The following is a 15,070-nucleotide window of genomic DNA, read 5'->3' as shown; positions in this document are numbered from 1 at the left end:
TCCACATGCTGACTTACCAGGCCGAGGCCCACATCCACGCCACCGCGGACACCGTCTGGGAGATCATTACGGACGGCTCCGCCTATCCTGAGTGGGACTCCGGCATCGCCAAGGTGGAGGGCGTCATCGCCGACGGTCAACGGATCAAGGTCCGTTCGGCCCTCAACCCGCGCCGCAGCTTTCCGGTGAAGGTGGGCCAGTCGCGCAACCGGCGGATCATGACCTGGACCGGCGGAATGCCACTTGGCCTGTTCCAGGGTGTCCGCACCTTCACCGTAGTGCCCGACGGCGAACTCACGCACCTGCGGGTCCGGGAGGAATTCAGCGGACCGCTGCTGCCGCTGGCCGCCAGGTCGATGCCGGAGCTGCAGCCCTCCTTCACCCAGTTTGTCAACGGGGTCAAGGCCCGGGCGGAAAAGCCTCGCGCGTAGCGGAACGCCCTAGGATTCACCTAACGAGATCGGCCAGGCTGATTACCTGAGCCATTCTGGTCCCCCTGCCGTTCCCAACCCTGCGGCCCGGCGCTAGAGTGGGCAGCAACTTCAAGCGCAGGAGACATGATGTCCCACCCAAGCGAAGAACGTTCCCCGAACCTGGATGACGTCATGGAGACCACCGAGGACGACGTCCTGCCCCAGCCGATCGCGCAGGGCCACGCCGGGATGCCGGACCGGCTCGACGACGATGCCCTCGAAGCGGCAGCCGAACGGGAGCGGGTGGAGGCCGGCCTGAAGGACTACTCCTCCGACCAGGTGCCGCCCGCGGCGGATCCGTTGCCGCCGGGCTCCTCCGAAGCAGCCGACCGGGCACAGAGCGGGCTGACGGAACCGGAAGAAGACTCCGACTAAAGCCTGCACCGCGCAAAGCCATCCGCGGTGCAGGCCGACGGGTTCAGTCCAGGTCAACGGTTCAGCAGGACCGGCGGTTCCCCCGTATTCGTCAGGCCGGGGCCAGCGGAAACGCAGCTGCCGCCGGCGACTGTGCCGGTGCCGAAGACCTGCCGCAGGCAGTTCCGCAGGGCCAGCTGGGCCCAGAAGTTCGGATGCAGGTCCTCCTGGATCTGGTACGGCCCCACCCCGGGGACGGCGATCCGGATCTCGCTGACCCATTCACTGACGTCCGAGGCCCCTGCGCTGCGCCAGCTGGCCAGCGCCGTATCGCTCAGCTTGGCAGTTCCCGTTTCACAGAGACGGTGCCCGGCGAGCAGGCTTCGGACATCCAGGACTACCGCATTGGCAAGGCCGGACTGCGCCACCCCGGAGGACACCGCCGCGTTGATGGCCGGCACGGCCACATTCTGCGCCATGTCGATGTCCCGGTTCCACAGGCCGCAGCCGAGGGCCAGCCGCTGATGGTCCGCCTCCGGATAGGCCATCGCGGCGGAGCCTGGCAGGGGCTGCGGATAGTTCTGGACCACGACGGTGTAGTCCGCGTCCAGATAGCCGGCCCGGGTCATGGCGGTGCGGATGTTCTGCAGTCCGGCGGCAATGCGCTTGGCAATAGCCTCGACATTCGCCGGGCTGAAGCTCGCCCGCACGGTCGGATCGTTGCTGCAGAAGATCGGAAACGCGGTGGTGGACAGAGCGTAGGCCGCCAGGCAGCTGGCCACGATCCTGGTGAATCCGAAGTCGTTCCCGCCGACGGAAACCGTAATCATCCGGACTTTCCGGTCCGCCGCGAACTCCTGGAGCGCCAGTGCCTGGCCCACATGGCCGAGGCCGTCGTCGAAAAAGTCCAACCCCGGCTTGAACTGTCCGTTCGGGCTCACCGCAGTGCGGGTTCCTGATCCGGAGCAGCCCAGGTTGGAGGAGTTAACGACGCCGATGTGGATTTCGGCGGCGCCGGAGCGGTGGCAGCCGGGGATCGACTCGCCGGCTGCGGTGTCATGGTAGGCGGCGGGGCCCAGGGCGTCCACCTGCATGAAATCCGCCGAGTTGCCGGCCCAGCGTCCGGCCTCCCCGGAGATAAAGGAGTCGCCGAGGCTGACCACCCAATCCGGCCCCGGCGGTGCGGCCTGGGCAGGAGCCGCTGCGGCCGGTACCAGCGCCGCCATGGCCAGCGCCGCCGACGCCGCGGCGGCGAACAGCCTCGCCCGGCGCCATGTACCCGGCCGGGGCTGCCTATCCGGCCGGCGCATCGGGCAGCGCCGTCGCGGCGCTGGTTTTCCGAGATTGTCTGTCATGGCCGACGACCTTCCCGCAGGCTGCCTCCGCCGGCATTCCGAGTGCCCAGGGAATCCGCGCGGAAGCGGCGGTGAAAGATAGTTCCACTATAAGCCGCCGGGGCCGCGGCAGCGGGGCGGGGACTGCGCCTTCTTCCGGACGGCGGCGACGCCTGACCAGGTCCCCTCCATGACATTACGACGGCGACACCCGCGTTCCGTGTGCCCGGAAGGCTGATGCCGCCGTCGTCCCCCAACATCGGCTCCCCCACAGGCACCGGACGGAATACGCATGGTTGCGCGCTTCCGGCCGGCCAGAGAAGCGATGGCACTAATTCTTACCTTGATGCAAGAGTGCGGTCAATAGATTTCTTCACCCGCAGGCCGACTGTTCCACGAACAGGGTTACGAAGAAACCACTAACCACCGGAAATAAGCGGCATTCCAATGCATGCATTCCATTACCGGAAGAAATAAAAATTCATTCAATGGCCCTGGGTTCACGGAACCTATTTCGCCTCCACCAATGACTCCCACCATTAGCAAAGTAGTTAATTAATTGAATTAATTAGTTAATTTTTTAGCCGCTTCGCAACCGTTTGCTATAAGTCATCTGCGCCGAATAAGCCTCAACCCGAATGGTTTCATAAGGTTGCTTATGGTCGCGATGGGCGGGAATCTTTGCTACGTTCTGGAGTACAAACGCGGGCTCCAGGGATGCGGGCCGGCACGATTACGCCTGTGAATAGGGGAAATCATATGTCCATACCCATCCCGAAAGCGTCCGAGTCGGCGACAGTCCTGCCGATCCAGCGGGTATCCACAGCAGCGGCTGACAAGGAATCCCTCGAGTGGGAACTTGACCAGGCGGACTTGGTCCTGGCGGAAGCCGTCAAGGAAGCCCACGCCGAGGGCGTTTCCCTTCCGGAATTGGTCGAAGCGTCCGGGGAGTCCCTGGGCCACATCACAGAACTCACGCAGGACTAGGCAAACTTACGATGGCGGCACCGGGGTCCGGCTTCAAGCCGGACCCCGGTGCCGCCGCCGTAGGCAACGGTCCGGACTGGCGGCTAACTGAGCGAGGCCACTGCAGCCAGCACATCGGCAACGCTGACCGCCAGCAGCGCAGGATCCGGCTCTGCGGAAAAAGTATCCCCGCGGCGGAGCGCGCCGTCGGTCAGCACAATGTGCGGCCCCTCCGGCGGACCCCACTCCGCCACCGGCGCCGGCCCGAAGAGAACCACTGACGGCGTGCCGTAGGCGGAGGCCAGGTGCGCCGCGCCGGTGTCGGCGGACACCACGATGCGGGCAGCGGAGATGACGGCAGCGAATTCGTCCAATTCCAGCTCGCCGGCCAGCACCTGCTTCTCCGGCAGCCCGGCCAAGCCGGCAACTTCCAGCGCCCGGGCCCGTTCCTTGGCGCTGCCGGTCAGCACTACTTCCCTGCCGTCCTCGGCCAGCGAGCGGGCAACAGCGGCAAAGCGATCGGCCGGCCACTGCCGGCTGCCGTAGAACGCGCCCACATGGACAACCGAAGCCCCGGGAACCCGGCTGGGGGACGCCGGCACCTCAATCCGCAGGTCCAGCGGATCCGCCGCAATGCCGTGCGCTTCCATCAGGCGGGCCCAACGGTGACGTTCATGGACACCGTCCTGCCATTCCGGGCCGGCCCAGCCGGGCGCCCGGTGCCCGATCCGCCGTCCGGGCGCCAGCGCCTCCAGCACGCCCCGGCTGTCCGTTCCGTTGCCGTGCAGGTTCACGGCGATGTCCACCCGGCAGGCCGGCAGGGACAGCGGACCGTCCAGCCCCGGCGTCGGCAGGTGGGCGTCGATCCCGCCGACCAGTCCCACCACCTGACGCAGCCACGGCGGTCCGGCGAAGATCAGCCGGTGCTCCGGAAAAGTGCGCCGCAGCGCGTGCAGGGCCGGCACCGCCACCAGCAGGTCCCCCAGTTTCAGCGCCCGCAGGGCCAGGATCTCCGGACGTCCATCCGGCGGCAGCATCTCCACAGTGCGCCTCAGCCTGCGGTACGCCGGAGGCCGGGACCGGCCAGCTCCGCCACGTCGGCGTAGACGGCCTCGGGCCGTACGGTGGCCACGAAGGAGTCGTCGTGCTCGCAGCGCTCCGCGGTCCAGCCCACCTGGGTCACGTCGACACCGCAGGTGGGGCAGTTCGCCGTCCAGCCGAAGTGCAGCCGGTGCCGTCCGCGGCCCAGCGCCTGGGCATTGATGACATTGCCGAACCAGTACACGCCGACGGTCGCGGCGCCCACCGCCTGGGCCAGATGCCGCGGCCCGCTGTCATTGCCCAGCATGACGGTGCACTGCGCCAGCAGCCCCGCGAGCTCGCCGAGTTCCAGTTCGCCGGCCACCGAACGGATGCGCTCCTCCAGCGGCCCGGCTGCCTCCCGCGCCAGTTCCACCACTTCCTTGGCGAGCGCAGCCTCGCCCGCGTCGCCGATCACCAGCACCTGCTGCCCGTCGCCGGCAGCGCGTGCCGCCACCTGCGCAAAGTTCGACGGCGGCCACTGCCGCCGGGGGTCGGAGGCACCCGGGTGCAGAACCAGCAGGCCGGACGTGCCGGCGTCGAGCATTGACGCGGCAGCCTCGCGTTCCGCCGCCGTGGTCCTGATCCGCGGCTCCAGCAGCACGGGCGGTGCACCGGCCAGGCCGACCACTTCCAGGGCGCGCAGCACCTCATGCTGGTAGTAAACGTAGGGCAGGTTCCGCTCCAGCGCCGCCGCGTCCGGGGTGCGGGTCCCGACCGTGTGGCGGGCGCCGAGCTGCAGCAGGAACGGGTTGGAGAAGCGTCCACCGCCGTGGACCTGGACGGCCAGGTCGAACCGGCGTTCGCGCATCCGGGCGAAGAACCGTTCGATGGCCGCAGGGTCCTCCGGGCCGTCCGGCCGGACGCCCTCTGCGTAGGGCAGGATCTCGATGTCCGTAACGGCGCCGGGGCGCCCGTCCAGCAGGGCCGCATGCAGCGGGGTGCCCAGCAGCGTGATGTCCGCCCCCGGATAGGCCGCGGCCAGGGACTCGATCGCCGGGACCGCGAAGAGCAGGTCCCCCAGGCCGCCGCCGCGCAGCACCGCGATCCGCTCCACGCCGTCAAACGGCTCGCCGATCGGACCCACGGCTGGGACGAACAGCGGCTGGGGTTCCGGGTCTGGGGACATTGGCTCCTCCGGTTTCCGTTGGACAGGGCATTCCCTAGGTCAATACCCCGCCGGCTGGCCAATCAGACACCCCGTTCCTCCACCCCCCGGTGACTCAGCAGTTCGCGCACGCAGAACGCGTTATTCAGGCGTGAAATGCGGAGCGAACGGCGGGTGTTGGGGTGCGGCGGAATAAATCTGCCTTCTGCCTCGTTGTGAATAGTGGAATCAAGCGAAGATATCAACGGCCGCGCTGTCTGCCCCCGCCGTACCTGCACTCTGCAGCCGCATCGTTTCCGTACCTTCGGCGCCCGTTCCGGCGCCGCCCCGCCGCCGGCGGGCCGCCAGCCAGTTACCGCCACACCTAGGGAGGTTGAACCATGTCCCAGTCCATCGACACGCCGAAACACCGCATCAACATCACCCCCACCCGCGTCCGCGATCTTGGCCGGCTTCAGCGCGGCGACCGGATCGAAGCCCGCTTCAACGGGAACCAGCACGCCGTGCGCGGAAAGATCGCGGATACCGCCCCGGGCCTGGGCGTCGTCTGGATCCGTGAAAGCAAGGGCGCCCGCCGCCGGTCGATCAGCGCTGAGGATTACACCATCTGGCAGCTGCCGGTCGCCTAAGCGTTCCTCAAAGCCTGGAGGCGAGCAGCCGGCCCCACTGCTCCGCGCGCTCCGCCTCCCCGGGCAGCAGGTGGAAATCCGCACCCACCAGGAAGCTCTCGGGCTCGGCCACCAGCTCGTAGCCGTGCCGGTGCAGCAGCTTGCCGATGGTTTTCGCCGCCCTGCCGGTGAACAGCGTGGGCTTGTCCACCCGGGTATCGAAGGCAGCGGCCCGGCCGCCGCGCTGGCCCAGGGATTCCAGCCACTCACGCAGTCCGGCACCTTCGGCCGATGGGTCGAGGTCCAGCCCGCTGTCCGGTTTGCGGGCATTGTTAATGGCTGCCCGCCGCCCGTCTTCGTGGCTGAGGGTATGGCCGAGGGTGGGCGCGCCGGCCACCAGCAGCTCGCAGCCGTCCAGGTTGTGTCCGGCCACCTGCTCCACGGAAAGGGCCACAGCCTCCGGCATGCCGCGGGCAATCGCCTCCGCAATCAGATGTGTGTTGCCGTACATTGATTCGTACACCACCAGGACGCCCACGGTGCTCCCCTTCCGGTTACGGGACAAGCCCGAGATAAGTCTGAAGCCGCGCGGGGAACGGCACAAGGGCGTAAATCTGGACCGGCCCGCCCATGGCGGGATACGATCCCTCCGGCTGGAACGGACGGCCGAGCCAGAAATGGAAACCCATGCAGCAACTCAGCGAAAAAGAGATCCGGCGATCCTTCGTTAACTGCACGCGCAGCGAGGTCGCCAGCCTGACCCTTCCCCCGGACTTCCCGGACCTGGACTGGGACAACCAGGACTATCTGGGCTGGCGGGACCCGAAAATGCCGCAGCGTGGCTACCTGGTGCACCCGCTGGACGGCAGGCCCACCGGCATCATGCTCCGCGCCCCGGAAACCTCGGCCCCCGGCAACCGCCGGGTACTGTGCGCGCTGTGCCAGGACGTGCATTCCGAGGAGGACGTCTACCTGTTCGTCGCCAGGCGCGCCGGCCAGTCCGGCCGCGACGGCAACACCGTCGGCACGCTGATCTGCGCGGACTTCATCTGCTCCAGCAACGTCCGGGTCGAACCGCCGGCCACGCCGATCCACCCGGATCCGTCCGCGGTGGTCACCGAACGGATCGCGGGCCTGAAGCAGCGCACGGACCTGTTCGTCAGCCGCGTCCTCGGCCGGTAGGTTCACGGCCAATATCCCCCGGTAAACAACGACGCCGGCACTTCGGTTCGCTGCCACGGAACCGAAGTGCCGGCGTCGTTCCTGCATGTCCTCGCGGATGAGAAAAGCCTCATCGGCACATCATGGTTTCCTCATGTTCGCTGCGTACGCTGACACGTGTAAGAGCAATACATGCAAGTGCAAACAACCGTCCGGACGGACGGGGAAGATCACTCGAACGGGGGCGTCATGGAAACCATCCTCTACTCCAGCCGGATAGTCGGCAGGGCCTGGACAGCGGAACAGCTGCACGCCCTCGCCGACGCCGACCGCAAGGCCCAGCGCCATGTGGAGCACATGGCCGCACGCATGGCCCTGGCCAACCACTCGCATCTGGTGGATTTCAGGAAGTTCGGGGCGCTCGTGGCGGAGAGCCTGGGCACCGCGGCGGGCACCTACTGGATCACCGCCGCCCTGCACCTGGCCCAGCTGGCCATCGTCTTTCCCCAGCTGCTCACCGCGGACCAGTACGCGCTGCTGCTCGCGCCGCTGGAGGCAGCCGAACGCCTGGTGCCGCAGCTGGCCCCGGTGACCGGACAGCTGGTGGCCTGACGGGTCAGCGGCCGCTGCCCAGCCCGCCCGCAGCATAGAGCGGCGCCACAGTCCGCATATAGTCCGTCCACTGGGCGCCGGCGAGCGTTGCACCGTCCACATAGTCCCGGCTCACGCCGTTGATGGGGACGTTGTTCAGCGACGTATGGTCGGTCCAGTTGCCCACCCAGGACGCGGTGGCAACACCCTTGGTGTACCCGACCGTCCAGGTCTGTTCGGACTTGTCCGTGGTGCCTGTCTTGGCGGCGGCGGGGAGCCCGATGGGGCTGATCCCGCCGGGGCTGCTCTTCACAACGTTTTCCAGCGGACCGCTCACAGCCGCGGCCACGTCCGGGGAGATAGCCTGCGCGCAGCTTTGGCCGGGAACGGCGTACTCGTTGCCCTGCGAGTCCTTCACCGCGGTCAGGGCGATCGGCGGGCAGTACTGGCCCCCGCCCGCGAACGTCGCGTAGGCTGCCGCCATCGTCAGCGGCGACACTTCCTGGCTGCCCAGGACGAAGGAGGGATGGGTGACATCCATAGGCTGCCCGTCGGCCGCGCGGTGCACGCCCATGCGTGAGGCGGCGTCGCGGATATCACACAGGTCCAGAGTTGCAGCCTGCGCCACGGTCGCCGAGTTGACCGACGTCGTCAGCCCCTCGCCGACAGTCATGCTCCGCTCGAAGCCGGACTCGGCGTTCTGGAAACTCCAGGCGTCGAATTCGGCCCCTTCCGGCAGGCAGCGGGCCGTCCAGTCATAGCCCGCCGGGTAGCTGGTGCGGCTCGCATCGATCACCTGGTTCAGGGAGCGCCGTGATTCCAGCCAGGCCACGGTGGTGACGGGCTTCATGGTGGAACCGGGCTGGAAACCGTTGGGGGTTCCGCCCATTGCGGGATCCGCATTCAAGTTGAGCACCGTGTTGCCGGCTCCGTCTTCCGGGCTGTAGTTGGTGTTCTGCGCCATGGCCAGGATCCTGCCGGTGCCCGGTTCAACGGAGACGATGGTGGATCCCGCACCTGAGGGATCCCCCACCGGGACTTGTTCCTCCACCTGCTGCTGGGCTGCTTTCTGCAGCCGCGAGTCCAGGGTGGTGGTGATGGTCAGCCCGCCGCGGGCCAGCAGTTTGGCACGGTCTTCCTCGCTGGCCCCGAAGGCCTCCGACTGCATGATGGCATGCTCCACGTAGCTGCAGAAGTAGTCGCCGAAGTTCGCTGCGACGCAGCCGGAACGGACCGGCTGCGGATCCAGGCCCAGATCCGCGGCGATCGCCTGGTCGTATTCGGCCTGCGTGATCTTCCCGGTGGCGAGCATGGCCTTCAGTACAGTGTCCCGGCGGTCCTTGGCGGCTTCCGGGTTGGTGAGCGGATCATAGTAGTTTGGGGACTGCACCATTCCCGCGAACATCGCGGACTGCGCAATGTCCAGCTCCGCGGCGGGGATGCCGAAGTAGGCCTGCGCGGCGGCTTCGACGCCGTATGCCTGGCCGCCGAACAGCACAATGTTCAGGTAGCCCTCGAGGATCTCCTCCTTGGAGTACTTGTCCTCCACCGCCAGGGCGAGCTTGGCTTCCCGGAGCTTGTCCGTGATGGACTTCGTGCCGCTGATTGTCAGTTCGTCCGCACTCACACCCTCCGCTGCGCCGGCATCAATCAGGACGTTGTTGACATACTGCATGGTCAGCGTGGACGCCCCTTGCTGGTCCCCGCCCCTGACGTTGTTCAGCATCGCGCGGAAAATACCGTGCGCATCGACGCCGCCATGTTCAAAGAAGCGGGCGTCCTCGATGGCGATGATGGCGTCCTGCATGTGCGGGGACACCCGGTCCAGGATCACCGGAACCCGGTTCTCCGCGTAGAAGGTGGCGATCAGCTCACCGTCGGCCGAGAGGATCTGCGACGGCTGCGACAGCGGTCCGGCCTCCAGTTCGTCCGGCAGTTGGTCGAAGACAGCCAGGGAGGACTGTGCTCCCGCAGCCGCCAGCGCCGCCGGAGGAACCAGGATGCCGGCCGTAAGGATGCCGGACAGCACACTGACGCCCAGCAGCGCGGAAATCCTTCCCCGGATCGTGGCCGTGTCAAAGAAAGGGAACGTACGGGAAGAAGCCATGTGGCCAGAGCATAACGGCCGGACCTGATCAAAAACTGAACAAGCCCTGAGTGCGGTTCAGGGACCGAGGCCGCGGGAGGAGTGGACGGAATAGGTCCTGCCTTACGCTGGACCCTGAGACCTGCCCCACAGGAAGGACAGCCATGATTGACGCCGCAGACCTGCTCAGCATCGACTCCCTGTTCAGCGCCGAGGAATTGGCTTTGCGGGAGAAGGTCCGTTCCTTCGTCGACACCCGCATCAAGCCGAACATCGCCAATTGGTACGAGAATGCTGTGTTTCCGCTGGAGATCGTGCCGGAGCTGGCCGGCCTGGGCCTGCTGGGCATGCATCTGGAGGGCTACGGCTGCCCCGGCCGTTCCGCCGTCGAATACGGGCTGGCCGCGCTGGAACTGGAAGCCGGCGATTCCGGGCTGCGTACCTTCGTTTCCGTTCAGGGCTCACTGGCCATAAGCGCCATCCATAAGTGGGGCTCCGAGGAGCAGAAGAACCAGTGGCTGCCGAAGATGGCCGCGGGAGAGGCGATCGGCTGCTTCGGCCTGACCGAACCGGCCGCCGGTTCCGACCCGTCGGCCATGCAGACCTTGGCCCGCCGCGACGGGGATGACTGGGTGCTCAACGGATCGAAGCGCTGGATCGGGCTGGCCTCCGTGGCGCAGGTCGCCGTGATCTGGGCGATGACCGACGACGGCGTCCGCGGCTTCCTGGTGTCCGCCGGCACCCCGGGTTTCACAGCCACCCCGATCGAGCCCAAACTGTCGATGCGCGCGTCGATCCAGTGCAACATCGCCCTGGACAACGTCCGCCTGCCGTCTAACGCCATACTGCCCGGGGCGAAGGGCCTGCGCGGGCCGTTCTCCTGCTTGAACGAGGCCCGCTACGGCATCATCTGGGGGGCCATGGGCGCGGCCCGGGACAGCTACCTCACCGCGCTGGACTATTCGAAGGAGCGGCTGCAATTCGACAAGCCGCTGGCCGGCTACCAGCTGACGCAGGAAAAGCTGGTGAACATGGCCCTGGAGATCAACAAGGGCATGCTCCTGGCCCTGCAGCTGGGCCGGCTCAAGGACGCCGGGCAGCTGCAGCCGCACCAGATCTCCGTGGGCAAGCTGAACAACTGCCGTGAAGCCATCCAGATCTGCCGCGATGCCCGGGCCATGCTCGGCGGCAACGGCATCACCCTGGACTACTCTCCGCTGCGCCACGCGAACAACCTGGAATCGGTACGGACGTACGAGGGCACGGACGAGGTCCACACCCTCATCCTGGGCAACCACATCACTGGGGTTCCGGCCTTCCGCTAAACATAGAACTCGCCGAGGCCGCCGGCAGCAGGTGCTACCGGGCCTACCGCTGTCCCCAGAAGACCCGTGCCAGCCGAACATCTGTGTGTCGGCATCAGTTCACACTAATTGCTGGCTCCAGGTGGGAATGTAATGTAAAACACAGTATATCTATTATCACAGTAATGCTGAGCAACGGCACTTACGGGAGGGTACGGCCCCATGAAGAGAATCACTGTCCTGTCCGGCGGCATCGGCGGTGCCCGATTCGTGCGGGGACTGCTTGCCCATCTAGCCGCCGCTTACCCCTCACGTACCGGGACGTCAGTAGATGTCACAGTGATAGCCAACACCGGCGACGACATGTGGCTGAACGGCCTTCGCGTTTGTCCTGACCTCGATACCATCATGTACACCTTGGGTGGCGGGATCGAGGAGAAACAAGGATGGGGGCGGACTGACGAAAGCCGCCGAACATCCGCCGAAATTGCCGCGTACGGACGGGGTTGGGACTGGTTCACTCTTGGCGATTTGGACCTGGGGACACACATCGTGCGAACCGAACTCCTGCGTGAGGGCTCCACGCTCAGCCAGGCGACAGAGTTTCTTTGCCGCCGCTGGCAGCCCGGCGTAGCGTTGCTGCCGATGAGCGATCAGCCCGTGGAGACGCACGTTCTGCTGGCAGAGGATGCTGCCGGGCATCAGGCTGGGGACCTGATCCACTTCGAGGAGTGGTGGGTCAGGTACCGCGCCGGCATTCCTGCCCGGGAGTTCGTCCAGGTGGGGGTCGATTCGGCGACCGCGGCACCAGGTGTCATTGAGGCGATATTGTCAGCGGATGCCGTCCTGATCCCGCCTTCCAACCCGGTGGTTTCCGTGGGAACGATTCTCGCAGTTCCGGGCATCCGCGACGCCGTCCGCAACACCGCAGCAGCGGTCATAGGCATCTCGCCGATTATTGGCGGAGCCGCCGTTCGGGGCATGGCGGAGCAGTGCCTGGATTCGATCGGAGTCGCCTCGAGCGCCCTGGCCGTCGGCCTGCATTACGGAGCCAGAAGCCACGGCGGCCTGCTTGACGGCTGGCTCGTGGATACTGCTGATGCTTCAGCCCTCGGATCGCTTACCGACGCCGGCCTGCGGGCTGCGGCCGTGCCGCTCTGGATGACGGACATCCCGCTGAGCGCGGCCATAGCCGCCGAAGCTCTCACCCTGGCACTGCAGCCGACCCACTCCTAGCGCTCCAACAAGTTCAGAAGCACCGAGACTCCATCTCTGACAGCAACGGATGCGGCACAGCACCGCCGCGCCCAATATCCACGGAGGTAAACCAGTGACCGAATACGGATTCACCCCGACTGCGAGCGCCGTTCGACGCGCACTCAGGCGCGCCGAAGACGGCGTGACCCTGAATCCGACCGAAGCCGAGACACTGCTGCACGCCCGCGGTGAGGACCTGGAAAGGTTGCTCGCCGCGGCTTCGCGTGTTCGCGACGCCGGCCTTGAAAAAGCCGGGCGGCCCAAGGTCATCACCTACTCGCGCAAGGTCTTCATCCCGCTGACCCACCTCTGCCAGGACCGTTGCCGCTACTGCACTTTCGTGACCACTCCCGGGAAGCTGGCAAAAGCCGGTAAGAGCCCTTTCCTGTCCCCCGACGAGATCCTGGAGATCGCGCGCCAAGGGGCGGCCCTTGGGTGCAAGGAGGCGCTTTTCACCCTCGGTGACAGACCGGAAAACAGGTGGCCGATCGCTCGTGAGTGGTTGGATGCGCACGGTTACGACTCCACACTGGATTATGTGCGTGCCATGGCCATCCGGGTCCTGGAGGAGACCGGGCTTCTTCCGCATCTCAATCCGGGGGTCATGACTTGGGAGGAAATCCAGCGACTCAAACCCGTTGCCCCGTCCATGGGGATGATGCTTGAAACAACGGCTGCGCGTCTTTGGTCCGAAAAGGGCGGCCCGCACTACGGTTCCCCGGATAAGAACCCGGAGGTGCGCCTTCGGGTTCTTGAGGATGCCGGACGCTCAAACGTTCCGTTCACGACGGGGGTGTTGCTGGGCATTGGCGAAACGTACGCGGAACGGGTGGACGCCATCTTCGCCATCCGTGCCACAGACCGCCGGCACGGTCATGTCCAGGAAGTAATCGTCCAGAACTTCCGTGCCAAGGAGGGAACGGCCATGATGGGGGCGGCCGACCTGGAAACCGAGGAGTATGTCGCTGCCGTGGCGGTCACCCGTCTGGTCCTGGGCCCCAAGGCACGGCTGCAGGCTCCCCCGAACCTCACCGACGCGCACGAGTTGTCCCTCCTGGTCCGAGCGGGAATCGACGACTGGGGCGGTGTCAGCCCCCTGACCCCGGACCACGTCAACCCGGAGCGTCCGTGGCCGCACATTGACGATCTAGCCCGGGCCACGGCAGAGGCCGGCTTCACGCTGCGGGAACGGCTCACCGCCCATCCACACTACGTCCGCGCGGAAGAGCCGTGGATCGATCCACGGGTGCTGCCGCATGTGCGCGCCCTCGCCGCCGCGGACGGACTGGCCATTGAAGGCAGGATCCCGCAGGGACGACCGTGGCAGGAACCGGACCCGGAGTGGGCTGCCGTCGGCCGCGGCCGGGTTGACCTGCACACCGAGGTCGATACCATCGGCAGGACCGGCGATCGGCGCAGCGACTTTGACGCGGTCTATGGAGACTGGACAGCTCTGCGCGAGGAGGTCCAGCGGCCCGCAAACGCTCCGGCAGGGGGCGGGAACAGCGACATTCGTGCCGCTCTCCGCCGCGCGGAGGCTGACCCGGCAGGACTGAGTGACAAGGACTATCTCACTCTTCTAAGGGCGGAGGCAGTGGAGCTGGATGCCCTGGCACAACTGGCCGACAACGTCCGCTCCCAGGCCGTGGGCGACCGAGTCGGGTATGTGGTCAACCGCAACATCAACTTCACCAATGTCTGCTACACCGGCTGCCGATTCTGCGCCTTCGCCCAGCGCCGGACCGACGCGGACGCCTATACGTTGTCACTCGAGCAGGTCGGCGACCGCGTGGACGAGGCATGGTCGATTGGCGCCACCGAGATCTGTATGCAGGGAGGAATTCATCCGGACCTACCGGGCACCGCGTATTTCGACCTCGCCAGGGAGGTGAAGAAACGCCAACCGGAGATTCATCTCCATGCGTTCAGCCCCATGGAAATCGTTAATGGCGCCACCCGCACCGGTCTGTCGTTCGAGGACTTCCTGCTGGAGGCGAAGACAGCCGGGCTGGATACCATTCCCGGTACTGCGGCAGAGATTCTCGACGATGACGTTCGCTGGGTCCTGACCAAGGGAAAACTGCCCGCGGCAACTTGGATCGACATCGTCACCACGGCGCATCGGCTCGGCATCCGGAGCAGTTCGACCATGATGTACGGTCATGTCGACAACCCGACACACTGGGTCGGGCACCTGCGCACCTTATCCCGAATCCAGGATGAGACCGGAGGATTCACCGAGTTCGTCCTGTTGCCCTTTGTCCACACGAATGCTCCGGTTTATCTGGCCGGTGTGGCGCGCCCGGGGCCCACCCTTCAGGAAAACCGGGCGGTCCACGCCGTTGCCAGGCTCATGCTGCACGGACGGATCGACCATATCCAGACCTCGTGGGTGAAACTCGGCAACGACGGAACCCAGCTGATGCTTCAAGGGGGCGCCGACGACCTCGGCGGCACCCTCATGGAGGAAACCATCAGCCGCATGGCCGGAGCGGACAACGGTTCCGAAAAAACGGTCGCCGAACTGGAGCTTATGACGCGGTCCATCGGCCGCGTGCCTTGGCAGCGCACTACCACGTACCAGGCCCCGTCCCAGGAACGCCTGGATACCGCCCGTGACAATGCCACCCAAGGATTCAAGGCAACCGGAAAGTCCCTGCGGATACGGCCGACGGCGGCGGATCAGGGCCGGGTTAGTCCCGGCCCGGTGGCCGTGTCGCTAGGGTTGCTGCCCCGCTGACCCGATGG

At 66.3% G+C, this 15,070-nt stretch carries 14 protein-coding genes; 9 read left to right on the top strand and 5 right to left on the bottom strand.

Annotated elements, in window-relative coordinates:
- The first annotated feature begins 5 nt into the window (after window positions 1–5).
- Both AC5RWU_RS09885 and AC5RWU_RS09880 read left to right on the top strand, forming a co-directional pair.
- The gene (locus AC5RWU_RS09885) at window positions 6–431 is read left to right on the top strand and encodes an SRPBCC family protein (protein WP_494029584.1); all 426 of its coding nucleotides are present in this window, start codon (window positions 6–8) and stop codon (window positions 429–431) included.
- A gap of 126 nt (window positions 432–557) precedes the next feature.
- Window positions 558–848, top strand: a complete 291-nt coding sequence (locus AC5RWU_RS09880; protein WP_494029585.1) for a hypothetical protein — start codon at window positions 558–560, stop codon at window positions 846–848.
- 53 nt (window positions 849–901) lie between these two features.
- Here the strand turns inward: AC5RWU_RS09880 and AC5RWU_RS09875 are convergent, their stop codons facing one another.
- Window positions 902–2,182 (bottom strand): SGNH/GDSL hydrolase family protein, encoded by a 1,281-nt coding sequence (locus AC5RWU_RS09875; RefSeq protein ID WP_494029586.1) that lies wholly within the window; start codon window positions 2,180–2,182, stop codon window positions 902–904.
- Between the two features lie 738 nt (window positions 2,183–2,920).
- On the opposite strand from AC5RWU_RS09875, the gene AC5RWU_RS09870 reads away from it, so the two are divergent.
- The gene (locus AC5RWU_RS09870) at window positions 2,921–3,148 is read left to right on the top strand and encodes a hypothetical protein (RefSeq protein WP_494029587.1); all 228 of its coding nucleotides are present in this window, start codon (window positions 2,921–2,923) and stop codon (window positions 3,146–3,148) included.
- An 83-nt stretch (window positions 3,149–3,231) separates the two neighbouring features.
- Here AC5RWU_RS09870 and AC5RWU_RS09865 read toward each other — a convergent pair whose 3' ends face one another.
- Window positions 3,232–4,164: a glycosyltransferase family 9 protein gene (locus AC5RWU_RS09865; RefSeq protein WP_494029753.1), complete on the bottom strand. Its 933-nt coding sequence runs from the start codon at window positions 4,162–4,164 to the stop codon at window positions 3,232–3,234.
- Window positions 4,165–4,178: 14 nt separating this feature from the next.
- Entirely contained in the window at window positions 4,179–5,336 is a 1,158-nt protein-coding gene (locus tag AC5RWU_RS09860) for a glycosyltransferase family 9 protein (protein WP_494029588.1), read from the bottom strand.
- A gap of 359 nt (window positions 5,337–5,695) precedes the next feature.
- Between AC5RWU_RS09860 and AC5RWU_RS09855 the strand changes: the two genes are divergently transcribed.
- Window positions 5,696–5,944, top strand: a complete 249-nt coding sequence (locus AC5RWU_RS09855; protein WP_494029589.1) for a hypothetical protein — start codon at window positions 5,696–5,698, stop codon at window positions 5,942–5,944.
- Between the two features lie 7 nt (window positions 5,945–5,951).
- On the opposite strand, the gene AC5RWU_RS09850 is transcribed toward AC5RWU_RS09855, so the two are convergent.
- The gene (locus AC5RWU_RS09850; RefSeq protein ID WP_494036974.1) at window positions 5,952–6,461 is read right to left on the bottom strand and encodes a flavodoxin family protein; all 510 of its coding nucleotides are present in this window, start codon (window positions 6,459–6,461) and stop codon (window positions 5,952–5,954) included.
- Window positions 6,462–6,610: 149 nt separating this feature from the next.
- Here AC5RWU_RS09850 and AC5RWU_RS09845 point away from each other — a divergent pair, with 149 nt between their 5' ends.
- Window positions 6,611–7,105 (top strand): FBP domain-containing protein, encoded by a 495-nt coding sequence (locus AC5RWU_RS09845; protein ID WP_494029591.1) that lies wholly within the window; start codon window positions 6,611–6,613, stop codon window positions 7,103–7,105.
- 171 nt (window positions 7,106–7,276) lie between these two features.
- A complete protein-coding gene (locus AC5RWU_RS09840) occupies window positions 7,277–7,696 on the top strand; it encodes a hypothetical protein (RefSeq protein ID WP_494029592.1) in 420 nt (139 codons plus the stop codon).
- 4 nt (window positions 7,697–7,700) lie between these two features.
- Here AC5RWU_RS09840 and AC5RWU_RS09835 read toward each other — a convergent pair whose 3' ends face one another.
- A complete protein-coding gene (locus AC5RWU_RS09835) occupies window positions 7,701–9,782 on the bottom strand; it encodes a transglycosylase domain-containing protein (RefSeq protein ID WP_494029593.1) in 2,082 nt (693 codons plus the stop codon).
- A gap of 143 nt (window positions 9,783–9,925) precedes the next feature.
- Here AC5RWU_RS09835 and AC5RWU_RS09830 point away from each other — a divergent pair, with 143 nt between their 5' ends.
- The 3 genes from AC5RWU_RS09830 (at window position 9,926) to AC5RWU_RS09820 (ending at window position 15,062) form a co-directional block, all read left to right on the top strand.
- Window positions 9,926–11,086 (top strand): acyl-CoA dehydrogenase family protein, encoded by a 1,161-nt coding sequence (locus AC5RWU_RS09830; RefSeq protein WP_494029594.1) that lies wholly within the window; start codon window positions 9,926–9,928, stop codon window positions 11,084–11,086.
- Window positions 11,087–11,287: 201 nt separating this feature from the next.
- Entirely contained in the window at window positions 11,288–12,301 is a 1,014-nt protein-coding gene (gene cofD / locus AC5RWU_RS09825) for a 2-phospho-L-lactate transferase (protein ID WP_494029595.1), read from the top strand.
- A 94-nt stretch (window positions 12,302–12,395) separates the two neighbouring features.
- The gene (locus AC5RWU_RS09820) at window positions 12,396–15,062 is read left to right on the top strand and encodes a bifunctional FO biosynthesis protein CofGH (RefSeq protein WP_494029596.1); all 2,667 of its coding nucleotides are present in this window, start codon (window positions 12,396–12,398) and stop codon (window positions 15,060–15,062) included.
- Window positions 15,063–15,070: the final 8 nt, after the last annotated feature.

The sequence above is a fragment of the Arthrobacter sp. B0427-1-12 genome (assembly GCF_059092905.1).
The sequence above is the reverse complement of the archived record's forward strand: the minus strand, read 5'-3'. Positions and strand labels throughout refer to the sequence as shown.